The following is a 15,871-nucleotide window of genomic DNA, read 5'->3' on the forward strand; positions in this document are numbered from 1 at the left end:
GGGGGGGGAGGGCTGCGTGAAGCTGCCCCGATTATCGGCGCCCAATCCCCGGGAGTTGCGTAACTCCCGGGGTGGAACCTGACTGGTTGGATTCAGCCGGATTGCAATTTTTCAGACTGTCTGGGGATTGGCGGGCAGGGGTGGCTCGCCTGTGCCTTCCACGGGCTGCTCCTGGGGAAGGTGGCGCCGCTTCCAGAGGGCGAAGAGGGCTGGGTACACGGTCAGCTCGAGCAGAAAGGACGTCACGAGTCCGCCCACGAGCGGCGCGGCGATGCGCTTCATCACGTCCGCGCCCGTGCCGGTGCTCCACAGCACGGGGAGCAGGCCCATCATGTCCGTCATCACCGTCATCAGCTTGGGACGGATGCGCCGCGCCGCGCCATCGACGATGGTCTCCGTCAGGTCCGCCATGGAGCGCAGCCGGCCCGCCTGGTCCGCCTTTTTGTGGGCCAGGGTGAGGTAGAGCAGCATCACCACGCCCGTCTCCGCGTCGAGCCCGGCCAGCGCGATGAGCCCCACCCACACGGCGATGCTCATGTTGTAGTCGAGCAGGTACAGCAGCCACACCGCGCCAATCAGGCTGAAGGGCACCGCCAGCAGGACGATGCCCGTCTCCACCACGGACTTCGTGCTGAAGTACAGCAGCAGGCACACCAGCAGCAGGGTGACGGGAATCACCACCTTGAGCTTCTCGGTGGCGCGCTCGAAGTACTTGAACTGGCCGCTCCACTCCACGCGCACGCCGGTGGGGGTCTTCACCTCACGCGCCACCGCGGCCTTCGCGTCCTTCACGTAGTCCGCGATGGGCCGCCCCGTGTCCACGAAGACGTAGGTGACGAGCTTGCCGCCCTCGCTGCGAATCATGGGCGGGCCCTGCGCGAAGCGCACGTCCGCCACCTGGGCCAGCGGCACCTGCGCGCCGCCCGGGGTGGGGACCAGCACCTCCTTCAACAGCTCGGGACTGTCGCGGTACTCACGCGCGTAGCGCACGTTGATGGGGTAGCGCTCGCGGCCCTCCACCGTCTGGGAGACGTTCTCCCCGCCGATGGCGCCCAGCACCACCTCGTTGATGTCCTTCACGCCCAGGCCCAGGCGCGCGGCCGCTTCCCGCTTCACCTCGATGTCCACGTAGAACCCGCCCGTGGCGCGATCCGCGAACGCGCTGCGCGTGCCGGGCACCTGGGCCACCGCCTTTTCAATCGCCACCGCCGTCTGCTCCAGCGTGCCCAGGTCATCCCCGAACACCTGGATGCCCAGCGGACTGCGGATGCCGGTGGCCAGCATCTCCGTGCGCGTCTGGATGGGCATCCAGAAGATGTTGGGCATGCCGGGGTACTGGAGCGTCTCGTCCATCTCCGTCAGCAGGGCTTCCCAGGTGAGGCCCTTGCGCCACTCGGACTTCGGCTTGAGCATCACCGTCGTCTCGAACATGGACAGGGGCGCCGGGTCCGTGGGCGTCTCCGCGCGGCCCGCCTTGCCGAAGACGCTGACCACCTCTGGAATGCGCTTCAGCTGCGCGTCCATGGACTGGAGGATGCGCGTGGCCTCGGTGATGGACATGCCCGGCGGCGAGGTGGGCATGTAGAGGATGGCGCCCTCGTTGAGCGGCGGCATGAACTCATGGCCCAGCCGCATGAAGGCCGGCACCGTCAGCGCCATGGCCACCACGGACAGCGCCACCACGGCCTTCGCGTGCCGCACCACGAAGCGCACCACCGGCGTGTAGAGGGCCACCAGCCAGCGGTTGAGGGGATTCTCCTCCTCCCGGCGGATGCGCCCGCGGATGAAGAGCACCGCCAGCGCGGGCGTCAGCGTCACCGCCAGCACCGCGGCGAAGCCCATGGAGTACGTCTTCGTGTACGCCAGCGGCTTGAAGAGCCGGCCCTCGGTGGCCTCCAGCGTGAAGACGGGGAGGAAGGCGACGGTGAGCACCAGCAGCGTGCCGAAGATGGAGGGGCCCACCTCCTGCATCGCGGAGATGATGACCTCGCGCCGCTCGCCGGGGCGGCCTTCCGCCTCCCACGTCTCCAGCTTCTTGTGGATGTTCTCCACGATGATGATGGAGGCATCCACCATGGCGCCAATGGCGACGATGATGCCGCCCAGGCTCATGATGTTGGCGGTGAGCCCCTGGTAGTACATGGGGATGAAGGCGAGCAGCACCGCCACCGGCAGCGTGAGGAGGGTGACCAGCGCGCTGCGGGCATGCATCAGGAAGAGGAAGATGATGAGGCTGACCACCAGCATCTCCTCCACCAGCGCCCGGCTGAGCGTGGCGATGGACTCTTCAATGAGTCCCGAGCGGTCATAGGTGACGACCAGCTCCACGCCCTCCGGCAGGCCCGCGCGCACCTCCTCCAGGCGCTCCTTCACCGCCTCGATGACGGTGAGCGCGTTCTCCCCGTAGCGCATGACGACGATGCCGCCGGCCACCTCGCCCTTGCCGTCCAGCTCCGCCACGCCCCGGCGGATGTCCGGCCCCAGGGTCACCATGGCCACGTTGCGCACCAGCACCGGCGTGCCGTCCTCGCTCACCTTCAGCGGGATGTTCTCGATGTCCTGCGTGGAGCGGATGTAGCCGCGCCCGCGGATGATGTGCTCGTGGCCGGCGATTTCCATCACCCGGCCGCCCACGTCCTCGTTGGACTCACGGACGGCGCGCGTCACCTCGCCCAGCGTCACGCCGTAGGCGCGCAGTTGGTTGGGGTCCACCTGCACCTGGTACTGCTTCACGATGCCGCCCACGCTGGCGACCTCCGCCACGCCCGGCACGCTGGACAGCGCGTAGCGCACGTTCCAGTCCTGGAGGCTGCGCAGGTCGGCCAGGGAGTGCTTGCCGCGCTCATCCACGAGCGCGTACTCGAACACCCAGCCCACGCCGGTGGCGTCCGGACCCAGCGTGGGCGTCACGCCCGCGGGCAGGCGTCCGCGCGCCGTCTCCATGTATTCGAGCACGCGGCTGCGCGCCCAGTACATGTCCGTGCCGTCCTCGAAGATGACGTAGACGAAGGACATGCCGAACATGGACTGGCCACGCACGGCCTTCACCTTCGGCGCCGACAGCAGGGAGGAGGAGATGGGGTAGGTGATCTGGTCCTCGACCAGGTCGGGCCCTCGTCCCATCCATTCGGTGAAGACGATGACCTGCGTGTCGGACAGGTCGGGGATGGCGTCCAGCCGGGTGCCACGGACCGCGTGGACGGCCCACGCCGCCAGGGCTCCCACCAGCAGGACGGTGAGGAACGGGTTGCGCGCGCACGCGCCGATGAGGCGGCCGATGAAGCCCTGCTCACCGCGCTCAGTGGGCTGCATGGCTTCCTCCGAACGAGTCCGTGGCGGAGCGGATGCGGCTCTCCGCCGCGATGAGGAAGTTGCCGCTGGTGACGACGACGTCGCCGGGCGACAGGCCCTCCAGCACCTCGTAGGTGCCCTGTCCCTTGAGGCCGAGCTTCACCTCCTGGGGCCGCAGCCGCCCCTCGCCCAGGTCCACGAACACCAGCCTGCGCGGGCCGGTGTAGATGACGGCCGAGTCGGGAACCTGGAGCCTGGCGCCGCCCTGCAGGACGAAGCGGACGTCCGCGTACATGTCCGGCTTCAGCTCCAGCTCCGGGTTGGGCAGCTCGATGCGGATGCGCCCCGTGCGCGTGGCGCCTTGCAGGGACGGGTACACGTAGCCGACGCGGCCCGCGTACTTCTTCCCAGGCAGGTAGGGCAGGGTGACCTCCACCGGCTGGCCCGGCTTCACGCGCGCCAGGTCCTGCTCGTACACGTCCGCCTCCACCCACACCTTCGCCAGCGGGGCGATGCGAAACAGGCGCTCACCTGCCTTCACCGCCGCGCCCTCCACCACGTTCTTCTCCAGCACGTAGCCGCTGGCGGGCGCCAGGAAGGGCATGTTCTCCACCGGCTGGCCTCGCTGGGCGACGCGCTCGATTTGCGCCGCGGACAGGCCCCACAGCGCCAGCCGCTTGCGCGCCGCGCCCACGAGGGACGCGTTGGCCGCGCTCTGGCTCTGACGCGCCAGCAGGTACTCCTGCTGCGCGGCGTAGAGCTCCGGGCTGTAGAGCGTGAAGAGGACGTCGCCCTTCTTCACCGGCTCGCCCGTGGCGTTGACGCGCAGCTCGTGGATGTAGCCGTCCAGCTTGAGGGTGACGTCCACCAGCGACTTCTCGTCGAAGGTGACGCGGCCGAGCGCGCGCAGGGACAGGTCCATGGGGGCCTGCGTTACCGGCGCCGTCTTCACGCCGATGCGCTGCCGCCGCAGGTCGTCCACCCGGATGATGCCGCTCTCCAGCTCGGCGCGGCTGACGGGCGTCAGGTCCATGCCGCAGATGGGGCACGCGCCCGGCCCGTGCTGCTTCACGGACGGGTGCATGGGACAGGTGTAGTGCGCGATGTCGCCCTCTCCGTGCGCACCGGTGGGCGCGGCCGCGCGCCACTCGCTGGGGGTGCCGCACGCCAGCATGCGCCGGCCCATGTACGGGTTCTCCAGCGTGGGCTCGCGCTGGAGCCACTGGTTCACCCCGTCCACCATGGGGCATTCGAAGACGTGCCAGCCCTCCTGGAGCCGCGGGTCGGCGGACGCCAGGGCGATGAGTGCCTCACTCACGCGCGCGAAGTGCTGGCGCGCCGCCTCGGCGTCCTTCGCTGAAGCCAGGCGCGAGGCGGCCTCCGCGCCCTGCTGGAGCCAGGCTGCCAGTGGCGTGCCGTCTCCCTGCGTGGCCTCGGCGGCCTGCTGGAGCGCTGTCTGTAGCTCCCCGGCCCTGGCCGCGAGTCCGTCCATGGCGTCCCGCGCGAGCAGGGCCCGTGCGGCTTCGTAGGACTCGAAGGCCGCGCGCGTGTACTCCAAGGCGGCGTCGGGCAGGGGCGTGCCCGCGCCACCGTGAGCGTCATGCGTCGCGGGCGCGGTGCCGGTGTGGGACGTGGCGCCGAAGAACCAGCCCACGAGCGGCCTCCAGGCCACGACGACGAGCGCTGCGAGCGCCAACACGCCCAGCCAGGGGGCGATGCGGCGGCGGTTCGGGGGGCTCATCGCGTCTCTCCGTTCCGGGGCAATCCCGGGGTGTGGCCCATGGCCCTGTCCAGCTCCGCCCGGCGGCGCTGCACGTCCGCCAGGGCCATCTGCTCACGCAGCTCCACGCGGCGCAGGCCGCGCTCCGCCTCGATGAGGACCTGGAAGCTGTTCTTGCCGCTCTCGAAGCCCGCGCGGGCGGCGGCCACCTGGTCCTTCGCCGCGGGGACGAGCCGCTCCTGGAAGAGCGCCACCACGCGCCGCGTCTCCTCGGCACGCGAGCGCGCCTGCTCCACCTCGACGCGGATGTCGGAGATGAGCTGCTCCTCCTCCCGGCGCAGGCGCTTCAGGCTGGACTCGGCCTCTCGCACCGCGGCCTTCCGCTTGCCGAAGTCGAGCGGGATGTTGAGGGTGACGCCCGCCATGAACTGGTGGGGCGTGTCCATCCACATGGAGTTGTACTCACCCATCACCATGACATCCGGGTAGTAGTCGCGCTTCGCGAGCCGGACGGCGGCCTCGCCTCCACCGAGCCGGGCCCGGAGGCCCTCCAGCTCCGGCCGCAGGCGCAGCGCTTCGTCTTGCAGCCGTTCGGCGGGCAGGGCCTCCGCGGCCTGCGCGGGCAGGGCCTCCGGCAGCGGCGGCAGCGGCGCCTGGGGCGCGCGGTGGAGCAGGCCGTTGAGCTGGGCGCGCAGCCGCTCGCGCTCGGCTTCGAACATCACCTGTTCGCGCAGCACCTCGCTCAGCTCCACCTCCGCCTGGAGCGGGTCCTGCTGCGAGGCGCGGCCGGTGACGTACTGGGCCTCCGCGCTCTTCTTGAGCTGCCCGAGCAGCCGCAGGTGCTCCTCGGTGACGGCGAGCGAGCGCTCCACGACGAACAAGTCATCGAAGAGCGTGGACGCCATGAGGGCCAGGCGCAGGCGCAGGGCCTCGCGGTCCTCGCGCATCGCTTGCGCTTCCGCCAGGGCCATCTCTCCCCGCAGGCCGCGCTTGCCGGGGAAGGGGAGCTGCTGGCTCAGCTCCACGGACTGTCCGAAGCGCGCGCTGCCGGTGATGCTCAGCGGCGCGACGCCGTAGGACAGCCGCGGGTCTTCGAGCGCCGTCTCACGCGGGTAGCGTTCGAGGCTGGCGCGCCAGGCCTCCCGCGCCGCCTCCAGCGAGGGATTGCGCGCGAGCACCTGCCGCACCAGCTCCGCGCGCTCCAGCACGGGCGCGCGCGTGAAGGGCTCGGGTGCCTGTGCCTCCGGCGCCTGCCGGGCGACGGCTTCGAGTTGGGATTGATACCGCTGCTCATTGGCTCCGGCCGCGCCGGGGCCCAGCCACACGGCGGCGCCGGTGGCGAGCACGGCCCGCGTGGCGGACCGCCTCCAGGTTCCATGGGACGACATGACTTCCTGCTCCAGATGACGGGAAACGAGCCTGTCGCCGGGAGAAGGACGTCACCGGCGGCGGGCGGAATCCGGCCGGTGGACACACGTCCACCCGCCAGGCCTCAGCGCATGCGGGCCGGACGTCTCAAATCAGGTAGGAGCAGTGCTGCAGGTACAGCGGTGGCGCGGTGGCGCGATGCACGCCCCGGATGCGCACCCATGACGTGGGCAGGGCCTCGGGCGCCGGTGGCACCACCGCGACGGCCTGGGGAAGCACCGCCAGCGGCGTCAGCGTCCACGAAGGTCCGGAGCTCGAGGTGACGGGCTCCGGCGCCGGGAGCTGCACGGCGAGCTCGCCGCAGCAGTCGTGGTGGTCGGCACGGATGCCCGCTTCCGGAGTGGCCGGCGCGGCCTTCGCCCGCTTCGCCTGGTGGCAGGCGCACGTCAGGTCCAGCTTCACCGTGCCCTGGCAGAGATGGAACAGCCCCTCGGCCGCCCCCGCGATGGGAGGCAGCCCCAGGACCACCAGCAATGTCAGGACTCGGATGAGCATGACCATGGGCTTGCCAGGCAGATAGCGCGGCGGGACGGAGCGTGCAACTCCGCCCGCGTCACGCCATTCCCGCTCAACTCATGCCGCGCCGCGTGGTGGCGCGGGCTTGGGCTGGATGAGCTCGGTGGAGAAGTAGCGCTCCATGCGGTCAGGGAACACCGTCACCACCTGCGCGCCCGGACCCAGTCGCTTCGCGGCTTCCACAGCGGCCACGTAGTTGAGGCCGGACGACGGCCCCACCGGGAAGCCGCGGCGGATGAGCGCCCTGGCGGTGCTCATGGCTACGTCGTCCGACACGTCGATTTCCACGCGGCCCGGCATGTCCGCCTCGCGGTACAGCCGGGACATGCCATCCACCACGCCCGGCACGCGGGGGCTGAAGCTGCAACATTCGATGTCGCAGCCCAGCCCGGCGATGGGGCGCGCCACGAAGGCCGTCACCGGACAGCCTGCTTCCGCGAAGGCCTGGTACAGGCCCACCACGGTGCCGCCCGTACCCACGCCGCTGACCACGCCGTGCACCAGCCCGCCCGGGACCTGCGACAGAACCTCCTGGCCCGTCCACACCCGGTGGGCCTCGGCGTTGTCCGGGTTCTCGAACTGGCGGGGCGCGAAGGCCTTGCGCTCATGCGCCAGCTCCGCCGCCTTCACGATGGCGCCGTGCACGCCGGCGTCGCGCGGCACCAGCACCACGTCACCGCCGTAGGCGCGGATGGTGAGGAGGCGCTCCCCGGTGACGCCCTCCGGCATCACCGCCGTGAAGCGCAGGCCCATCTGGGCGCAGGCCAGCGCCAGGGCGATGCTCGTGGAGCCGCTGGACGCCTCGATGACCTCGCCGCCGGGGACCAGCTCTCCCTGGCGCCAGGCCTTCTCCAGCATGTAGCGCGCGATGCGGTCCTTGGTGGAGCCGCTGGGGTTGAGGAACTCCAGCTTGCACCAGATGGTGGGGCCCTCCTCGTGGAGACGCACGGGGACGAGCGGGGTGGGACCCACGGCCTGGAGGAAGCGGCCGTCCGCGGGAAGAGGGCTACAGGGAGGGCGCATGGGGCCTTCCCTATCGCGAAACGGCGCGTTCGGCACCGGCCATGAACTTTTTGCTGGGTTCCTGGATAGTCGCTTGTCTGCCCGCACCGCCAGCGCCCCTGCTGGCGTCCGTAACCTCTGGTGTTCAGGCGGAGGCGCGGCTACGAAAGAGCCTGGCTCGCACACCCCCCGTATGCCTCCCACCTCCGCGCTCATCCTCAACGTCAACGACGACGCGGCCAGCCGCTACGTCACCTCTCGCGTGCTGGGGCTCGCGGGCTTCCGCGTCGTGGACGCCGCTTCCGGGATGGAGGCGCTCGCGCTGGCGAACGAGGAGACGGACCTCGTCATCCTGGACGTGCGGCTGCCGGACATCAGCGGCCTGGAGGTGTGCCGGAAGTTGAAGGAGAAGCCTCGCACCCAGGGTGTCCTGGTGCTCCACCTGTCCGCACAGGCCGTGGGGCCGGGGGACCGGGCGCAGGGCTTGGAGCGCGGCGCGGACGGCTATCTGGTGGCCCCGGTGGATCCGGAGGAGCTGGTGGCCCAGGTCCACGCGCTGCTCCGGCTGCGCCAGGCCGAGCGCGAGGTGAAGGTGCTGGCCCGCGAGGTGACGCACCAGCGCCAGCTCCTGGAGCTGGCCATCTCCTGCGCGGCGGACCCCATCGCGCTCTATGACGAAGCCGGGCGCGTCCTGTCGGCCAACCAGTCCCTGTACGCGGCGCGGGGCAGCCGCGCCGTGCATGCGCCGGGGAGGTCGCTGGAGGAGCTGCAGGCCGCGGACTCGGCGCTGACGCCGTACCTCGAACAGGTGCGGGTGGCCTTGCGCACGGGGCAGGTGCAGCGAGGCACCATCGCCTTGGAGTCGGACCGGGGCCCGCGGTACTTCGACTACGTGCTGTCGCCCGCGCTGGGGGCCGGCGGCGAGGTGCTGGCGGTGATGTCCTCCCTGCGGGACGTCACGGAGTCGCGCAGCGCGGAAGAGTTCCGCGAGCAGTTCATCGGCATGCTGGGGCATGACCTGCGTAATCCGCTCAACGCGTTGTCCATGTCCGCGCAGCAACTGCGGCGCAAGGGCGCGTTGGACGAGCGCCAGGGCATGCTCACCGAGCGCATCCTCACCAGCGCCGAGCGCATGGACCGGATGATTCGCCAGCTGCTGGACTTCGCGCGCTCGCGGCTGGGCGGCGGCATTCCGGTGGTGCGCTCGTCGTGCGACGTGTTCGAGGTGGTGCGCCGCACCGTGGACGAGCTGCGCGCCAGCCATCCCGGCCGGGTGGTGCGGCTGGAGTCCAAGGGGGATGGCCTGGGGAAATGGGACTCCGACCGCCTGGAGCAGGCCGTGGGCAACCTGGTGGCCAACGCGCTGAAGTACAGCCCAGCGGAGAGCGCCGTGTGGGTGGGGGCCGAGGGCTCCGAGCGCGAGGTGGTGCTGCGCATCCACAACCGCGGCACGCCCATCCCCGCCGAGGACCTGCCCCACGTCTTCGGCGCCTGGCGCCGGGGCCGGCGCACCGTCAGTGACGCGGGGGCGCCCGGTGGCCTGGGGCTGGGCCTCTACATCACCCGGCAGATTGTCCGGGCCCATGACGGGGACGCGCAGGTGGCCTCCAGTGCGACGGAAGGCACGACCTTCCTCATCCGGTTGCCACGATGATGACCAGCTGACGTTTGGCGCGCCTCATGACTCCCGGTTGGGGGTTGCCGCTACCACCTTCCGTGCATGGCGTCAGAGAAGCTCATTTTCGCTCAGTCCGTGGAAGCCCTCTTCGTACGAGCGCTCGGGCCGTACCTCACCCGTGACGGGCGGCAGCGCCTGAAGGCGGTGGGGCTCGACCTGTCGGAGCCACTGCGCCCCCAGTACACCTTGGAGCAGTGGCGCGCCTTCCTGCGCGTGGCGGCGCAGGATGTCTTCCCGGCCCTGCCGCCGCACGAGGCCAGCTTCGCGCTGGGCGCGCGCTTCCTCCAGGGCTTCCGGCAGACGGCGGTGGGCCGGGCCAGCCTGTCGCTCGTCACCCAGTTGGGGCCGCGGCGCACGCTGGAGCGGGTGCCGTACAACATCCGCGCCGGCAACAACTTCAACGAGGTCCGCGTGGAGGAGTCCACGCAGGACAGCGCCACGCTGTGGATGAAGGACGTCACGGCGGACACGCCGGACTTCGCGGCGGGCTTCCTGGCGGAGACGCTGCGGTCGGCGGGCGCGGGGCAGGTGGACGTGAAGCCCATCGCCTTCGACGGCACGGCGGCCACCTTCCGCGTCACCTGGTCGAAGGCCGCCAGCCGGGCGCCCGTGGCCGGTGCCGGTCCCCGTAGCGTCCACTGAGGCGGGAGCGCCGCCGCGACGGGCCTTGGGCTGGACGCGCTCCCTGTCCGGAAGGAAAGTCACGGCATGGCCCGGTTGCTCGTCGAGGACGTCCACGTCCGGCTCGGCACGAATGACATCCTGAAGGGCATCACCGCCGACTTCCGGGATGGCGAGGTGGTGGCGCTGCTGGGCCGCTCCGGCAGCGGCAAGTCCACGCTGCTGCGCTCCGTTGCTGGCTTGGAGACGCCGGTGTGCGGGCGCATCCACATCGGTGCGCGCACGGTGTTCGACGCGGCGGCGAAGGTGAACCTTCCGCCAGAGCGGAGGGACCTGGGGCTGGTGTTCCAGTCCTACGCGCTGTGGCCGCACATGACGGTGTTCGACAACGTGGCCTACGGCCTGCGGCTGCGCAAGCAGTCCCGCGAGCAGGTGGACCGGGCCGTGCGCGAGGTGCTCCAGGGCGTGGGCCTGGAGGGCCATGGTGACCGTTTCCCCAGCCAGCTCTCCGGTGGGCAGCAGCAACGCGTGGCGCTGGCGCGGGCGCTCGTCTACGGGCCGCCGCTGGTGCTCCTGGACGAGCCGCTGTCCAACCTGGACGCGAAGCTGCGGGAGGAGGCGCGCGTGTGGATTCGCGCGCTCATCAAGCGGCTGGGGCTCACCGCGCTCTTCGTCACCCATGACCAGGTGGAGGCCATGGCCATCGCCGACCGCATCATGCTCCTGGAGGGAGGGCGGATGGTGCAGGACGGGACGCCCGAGCAGCTCTACACGGCGCCGCGGAGCCTCTTCGCCGCCCACTTCATGGGCGTGAACAACACGCTGTCAGGCCGCGTGGTGGAGCGGCGCGGCGGCGAGGCGCGGCTTCAAGTGGGCAGCCAGTCGCTGTGGGGGCAGCAGCGGGGAGACGGCTCTGGAGACGGCACGGCCACGGGCGTCATCCGCGTGGAGGCGCTCCAGTTGGCCTCCGGGTCCGGCGAGAACCGGATCCCCGCAGCGCTGGCGAGCTCCCTCTATGTGGGCGGGCGCTGGGAGCACCAGTTCCAGTTCGAAGGGCAGACGCTGCGCGCCAGCACGCGCGAATCACTGACGCCCGGCGCGTACACGCTCGCGCTCCCGAAAGAGCGCCTCTGGATTTTCTGACGCGTCAGGAGGCGCGTTGGCTGCGTCAATGACACCTGGCGCCGCCGGAGCCAGGCGTGGCCGCGCAGTGTTTTGGGGCGGATAGGGTTTCCGGGAGCTGGCTTGGGCGGTGCATTGCGCGCTGTCGCGCTGTCGCGCGAACGCCACCCAAACCAAGGACCCGCCAAGATGAGCAACTACGACGACTTGTTCTTCCGGACCAACCTCGAGGACGTGGGGCAGATGCCCTCGCCGCTGCCGGCGTATACGTCGCCGGACATCATCCCCTACGGCACCCTCCCCACGCGGCAGCCGAAGCAGTTCTTCGCTGAGAACTACGCGAACGACGTGGGGCAGAACCTGGTGAAGGATGCCGACAACTACATCTACCTGCGCGCCAAGAACCTGGCGGGTGCCAGCAACTCCGGGAACGTGTGCCTGTACGCGTTGCCGGCCAACCTGCTCCTGTATCCCTATCTGTGGAAGGACAACGAGCTGCAGACCAGCGACAAGAACGTCGACAATCACAGGCTCAATGTCATCCAGGCGGACGGCGGCGGGATTGCGGTGACGGACAACCCCTTCGTCTGGCGTCCGGATTCGGCGGACCACCACTGCCTCGTCTCGCGGGTGGTGACGAGCGAGCACCCCAGTGACATCCCAGATGCGTCGAGCGTCACGGACCTGTCGGAGTTCATCATCAACAACCCGGGGTTCGGCTGGCGGAACGTCACCATCGTGGATGCGGGCAAGCCGGACTACACGACGCTGGGGCTGAAGTACGCGCAGGGGACCGAGGCCGCGACGATCTCCTTCGACATCTTCTGCACGAACGTCCCGCAGGGCGCGAGCGTGGCCTTCTCGGCGGGGACCTCCGGCCCTTCGCCCCTCATCGCCCTGCCGAAGCAGGACGTGGGGCAGTCGTTGCAGGACGACCAGGGCAACTACAACTGGCACACCGGCATCGATTGCTTCGTGCCCGCCAACTACAAGACGGACATTGACTACTCCTACTGGCCGAACGGCAAGTCGGCCCTGCCGGGGATGAGCATCACCCTCAAGGCGACGCAGTTCGTCTCCGAGGACCACCGCCTGTATCACCGGCTCTTCACGCCTCAGCAGTTGAAGCTGTCTCCGAAGCGTTGCCAGGAGTTGGACGGCAAGCGGGGCGTCGTCCTGGGCTCTCACACCATGCTGTTCCGCTGAGCCCTGGCTCAGCGCGGCGTTGTCCTCGCGGCCACCGGCACTCCCGCCGGTGGCCGCTTCTTTCGCGCGGTGGCCGTGGACCCGTGAAGCCACACCGGTCACGCCGCGCCTGGACTCAGCGCTTCGGTACGCGCGTCTCGCTGAGCACCAGGGACCAGTTCGTCAGGACCTCGGTGGGTTGGTTGGGGCCGTAGGTCTTCTCACCGGGGTTCGTCTTCATGTTGAGGTGGCTGCTCATGTAGATGAGCCGCTTCATCGCGGGGCCCGGCTCCTGCTGCGCGCCCTGGTCGTCCTGGAGCGCGTTCTTGAACCGCGCGCCGAGGTAGCCCGGGGGGATGCTCTGGTAGTTCAGGCGGAGCCGGATGGACGCCCAGTTGGGAATCTCGGACAGGGGGACCTGGTACACCAGGTTGTCCTCGCCCTCGGCGGCGCGGGCCTTCGTGTCATTGGGGTAGTCCGGGTCGCTCTCGATGCTGTCGTCATCAGGGCCGAGGATGGTGCTCAAGGGCTCCGTGAGCCGGGCGAGCTGCTGGAGGCTCAAGCCAAACCGCAGGTCCCCGTCCTGGCGGAGGCTCGGGGGCTTCCAGCCCACGGGGAGGATGCGGTTGTCCTTCACCTCCTTGAACTGCTGGAGCTCCAGGCTGGTGACCTGCTTCGCGTCGTCAATGGCGCGGACCTCGTAGATTTGCACCTGGTCCTGCCGCTGGATGCGCTGGTAGTGGGGCTGGAGCTGGGAGGGGTCGCTCGTGAACTCACTGGCGAGGATGTTGCTCCCATCCTGTGCGCAGGCCCCGTTGCAGATGGCGCCCTGGGCGTTGGGCTGTCCAGAGGCCCAGAGCACCTGGCCTTGCGCGTCCAGGACCTCGAACTGGATGAAGGCCCTGCGGAAGCTGGCGCCGCTGGGGAACTTGTGGCCCGCGTTGTTGAGGACCTGGACGGGCACCGTCAGCGTCGTGGTGTCCGTGGTGTAGGCGCCGGGCAGGAGCTGCGCCGCGGGGAGCTCCGGGTTGTAGGTGCCCTGCGCCGTGCCATAGGCGAGGTCCAGGATGGACTGCTCGGCGTTGAGCAGGTTGTTGGCGAACACGTAGTCGCGGGGCGCGTCCGTGAGCGGAGCGGTGATTCCATCCGGGAACTGCACGAAGAGGAAGAGGTCATCCAGCATCAGCGCCTCGCCCTTTCGCGCGCTGTAGGTCAGCCGCAGCTTCCGGACGCCCGTGGCCAGGGGCTGCGTGGCGCGCAGCGGCAGCCAGCTTGACGTCCCCGCGGGCGCCTGGAGCGGCGCGGACGTGGCCACCGTGGCGCCCTGCGCATCGAGCGCCTGGAGGGTCAACTGTCCGCAGGAGAGGCGGTCGCAGTACGCGGTGGAGCCCCAGACGACGTGGGCCTTCGCGCCCGCCTGGTCCACCCAGCGGGCCTGGTCTCCGGACAGGGTGAGGTCCAGCGTCGCCTGGCCCTCCCCGAGTTGGAAGAAGTACTGGCCATGGCTCGGGTGGACGGGCTGCCCCTGGGCGCCCGTGAGCGACTGCACGGCGGTGATGGCGCCGCTGGGGCTCCAGCCCACGAGCGGCTGCTGCTCCGCCCCCGGATTGGGGACCAGGTTGGGCGTGCGGTTGCGAATCTCCGGCGACTGAAGGAAGGGCGGCACGCGCGAGTCCGGCGCCAGGTAGAAGTCCAGGCCGAGCACGTCCGGGAACTGCTGGAACATCTCGTGGACGAACAGGTTGATGCCCAGCAGCGTGTGCCGGTTGTAGTCACGAGAGACCGCGTCCGGGCTGCCGACGAAGTAGGGCGCGAGGTCGTCGTTGTACTGCGCCACGAACACCCGCTTGTCGTGGGGCGAGGCGGGCGCGGTGAGCGGCATGTGGCAGCTCTGGCAGGTGGTGTTGCCCTCCGGGTAGTCGCTGTTGAGCCATTCGAAGTACGTCGTCTGCTCGTAGGCCAGCGCGACGCAGGGGTCGTTGAGGAAGTCTCCCTTCGGGTCGAAGGTCTTCTGGCCGGGCGGACAGCTCACGGGGCGCTCGTAGCCGCTCTTCGCCTCGGAGATGAGCATGCCCGGCCGGTAGTTGCTGGGGACCTTGGGCAGGATGACGACGTGGCAGGCGCCGCATACGGTGGAGTCGCGCAGGTAGGTGTGGCCGCTCACGCTCGCGGCCGTCTCCAGGCTGAGGCCCGCCGCCGCCATGGGCGTCGTGTTCAACTGGGTGTCCGGTCCGACGACGGCGCCCGGGCGCAGGTTCATGGAGGAGGTGAACGGGTAGGGGGGCGGCGTGACGGTGCCCTTGTCGCTCTGGTTCACCAGTCGGCCCGCGACGCCGCTGCCGTAGATGGAGTTGTCGCCATCCCCGTAGAAGAGGGTGTAGTCGGTGCCGTTCCAGGGCTGCCCCTGCGTCGGCGCCATGGAGTGGCAGACGCTGCATGACAGCCCGTCGCGCCCCAGCGCGCCGTAGGTCGCGTATTTCGCCTGGGTGTAGGGGTCGCCCGGCTGCGTGTTGTCGTAGGCCGAGCCCTCCGGGGTCGAATAGAGGAAGCGGTGGTCGAACGAGAGGTTGTTGCCATTGGCCTCCCGCTGGGCCGGGGGCGAGTGGCACCGGAAGCAGAGGTTGTCCACGCTGGCGGGCGCGTGGGGGGAGAGGCCACGCGTCGTCTCCACCTGGGCGAGGAAGACAGGGTCCCTGCCGGCCAGGGCCTTGATGGAGCCGCTCCAGTCGCCGAACAGGGACCAGTTGGCGGCCAGCTTCATGGCGTTGGGGCTGCCCTCCTCCCAGAGGCTGTCGACCCCATGCTGCTGCCAGAACGCCATCTCCGGCAGGTCCAGGCCCTGGGCCTTCCAGTCCGTGTCATGGCAGGACTGACAGACGAGCGAGGAGTTGAACTGCCCGCTGCCGAGCTCCAGGCCGTTGTGGGCGATGTCCAGGCTCCGGTTGGGGAGCTTGAGCAGGTCCTTACCGCTGATGCGGGGGAGCTGGACGCCCAGTTGCTTCGTGTAGAAGTCGAGGAACGCCTGCGCCTCGGGGCTGGACTCGTCCAGCGGGCGCGTCAGCGAGTCCCCGCGAGGAAACACGGGGTACGGCGGCGGGACGAGCCCGTCTGACGTGACGGCGCTGGTGGAGGCGTCGGCGGTGGCGTCAGCGGCGGCTCGCACGGGCGGCGCCGTCGTGGCGTCGCCACCCCAATGCCAGACGACAACGGCCACCGCGACGAGGCCCGCGGCACCGCTGATGGCCAACACGTGGCGTGGAGACTGCGTCTTCATGGGTTCACCTCGGGGAAATGGGGCGGTGGGGCGG

General features: G+C 70.0%; 10 protein-coding genes. 4 read left to right on the top strand and 6 right to left on the bottom strand.

The genetic code is table 11. The features are described from left to right. Positions 1 to 111: 111 nt before the first annotated feature. The 5 genes from G4D87_RS18330 to G4D87_RS18350 all read right to left on the bottom strand — a co-directional run bounded on the left by G4D87_RS18330 (position 112) and on the right by G4D87_RS18350 (position 7,978). Positions 112 to 3,312: an efflux RND transporter permease subunit gene (locus tag G4D87_RS18330; RefSeq protein ID WP_163783356.1), complete on the bottom strand. Its 3,201-nt coding sequence runs from the start codon at positions 3,310 to 3,312 to the stop codon at positions 112 to 114. Further along, a complete protein-coding gene (locus tag G4D87_RS18335; protein ID WP_205507633.1) occupies positions 3,299 to 5,032 on the bottom strand; it encodes an efflux RND transporter periplasmic adaptor subunit in 1,734 nt (577 codons plus the stop codon). Before G4D87_RS18335 ends, G4D87_RS18330 begins: the two co-directional genes overlap by 14 nt. Beyond that, positions 5,029 to 6,399 (bottom strand): TolC family protein, encoded by a 1,371-nt coding sequence (locus G4D87_RS18340; protein WP_163783357.1) that lies wholly within the window; start codon positions 6,397 to 6,399, stop codon positions 5,029 to 5,031. The genes G4D87_RS18335 and G4D87_RS18340 overlap by 4 nt, the downstream gene beginning before the upstream one ends. A gap of 127 nt (positions 6,400 to 6,526) precedes the next feature. Beyond that, on the bottom strand, positions 6,527 to 6,934 hold the full coding sequence (locus tag G4D87_RS18345) for a hypothetical protein (RefSeq protein WP_163783358.1): 408 nt from the start codon (positions 6,932 to 6,934) through the stop codon (positions 6,527 to 6,529). Between the two features lie 78 nt (positions 6,935 to 7,012). Further along, the gene (locus G4D87_RS18350; protein ID WP_163783359.1) at positions 7,013 to 7,978 is read right to left on the bottom strand and encodes a PLP-dependent cysteine synthase family protein; all 966 of its coding nucleotides are present in this window, start codon (positions 7,976 to 7,978) and stop codon (positions 7,013 to 7,015) included. Between the two features lie 172 nt (positions 7,979 to 8,150). On the opposite strand from G4D87_RS18350, the gene G4D87_RS18355 reads away from it, so the two are divergent. The 4 genes from G4D87_RS18355 (at position 8,151) to G4D87_RS18370 (ending at position 12,584) form a co-directional block, all read left to right on the top strand. Then, complete coding sequence (locus G4D87_RS18355; RefSeq protein WP_163783360.1) at positions 8,151 to 9,611, top strand: ATP-binding protein; 1,461 nt, start codon at positions 8,151 to 8,153, stop codon at positions 9,609 to 9,611. 66 nt (positions 9,612 to 9,677) lie between these two features. After that, positions 9,678 to 10,277: a DUF2378 family protein gene (locus G4D87_RS18360; RefSeq protein WP_163783361.1), complete on the top strand. Its 600-nt coding sequence runs from the start codon at positions 9,678 to 9,680 to the stop codon at positions 10,275 to 10,277. A gap of 66 nt (positions 10,278 to 10,343) precedes the next feature. Continuing rightward, positions 10,344 to 11,399: an ABC transporter ATP-binding protein gene (locus tag G4D87_RS18365; RefSeq protein ID WP_163783362.1), complete on the top strand. Its 1,056-nt coding sequence runs from the start codon at positions 10,344 to 10,346 to the stop codon at positions 11,397 to 11,399. Between the two features lie 168 nt (positions 11,400 to 11,567). Further along, positions 11,568 to 12,584 (top strand): hypothetical protein, encoded by a 1,017-nt coding sequence (locus tag G4D87_RS18370; RefSeq protein ID WP_163783363.1) that lies wholly within the window; start codon positions 11,568 to 11,570, stop codon positions 12,582 to 12,584. Between the two features lie 115 nt (positions 12,585 to 12,699). Here G4D87_RS18370 and G4D87_RS18375 read toward each other — a convergent pair whose 3' ends face one another. Continuing rightward, positions 12,700 to 15,837 (bottom strand): hypothetical protein, encoded by a 3,138-nt coding sequence (locus G4D87_RS18375; RefSeq protein WP_163783364.1) that lies wholly within the window; start codon positions 15,835 to 15,837, stop codon positions 12,700 to 12,702. Positions 15,838 to 15,871: the final 34 nt, after the last annotated feature.

The sequence above is a fragment of the Myxococcus vastator genome (assembly GCF_010894475.1).
Lineage (GTDB): Bacteria > Myxococcota > Myxococcia > Myxococcales > Myxococcaceae > Myxococcus > Myxococcus vastator.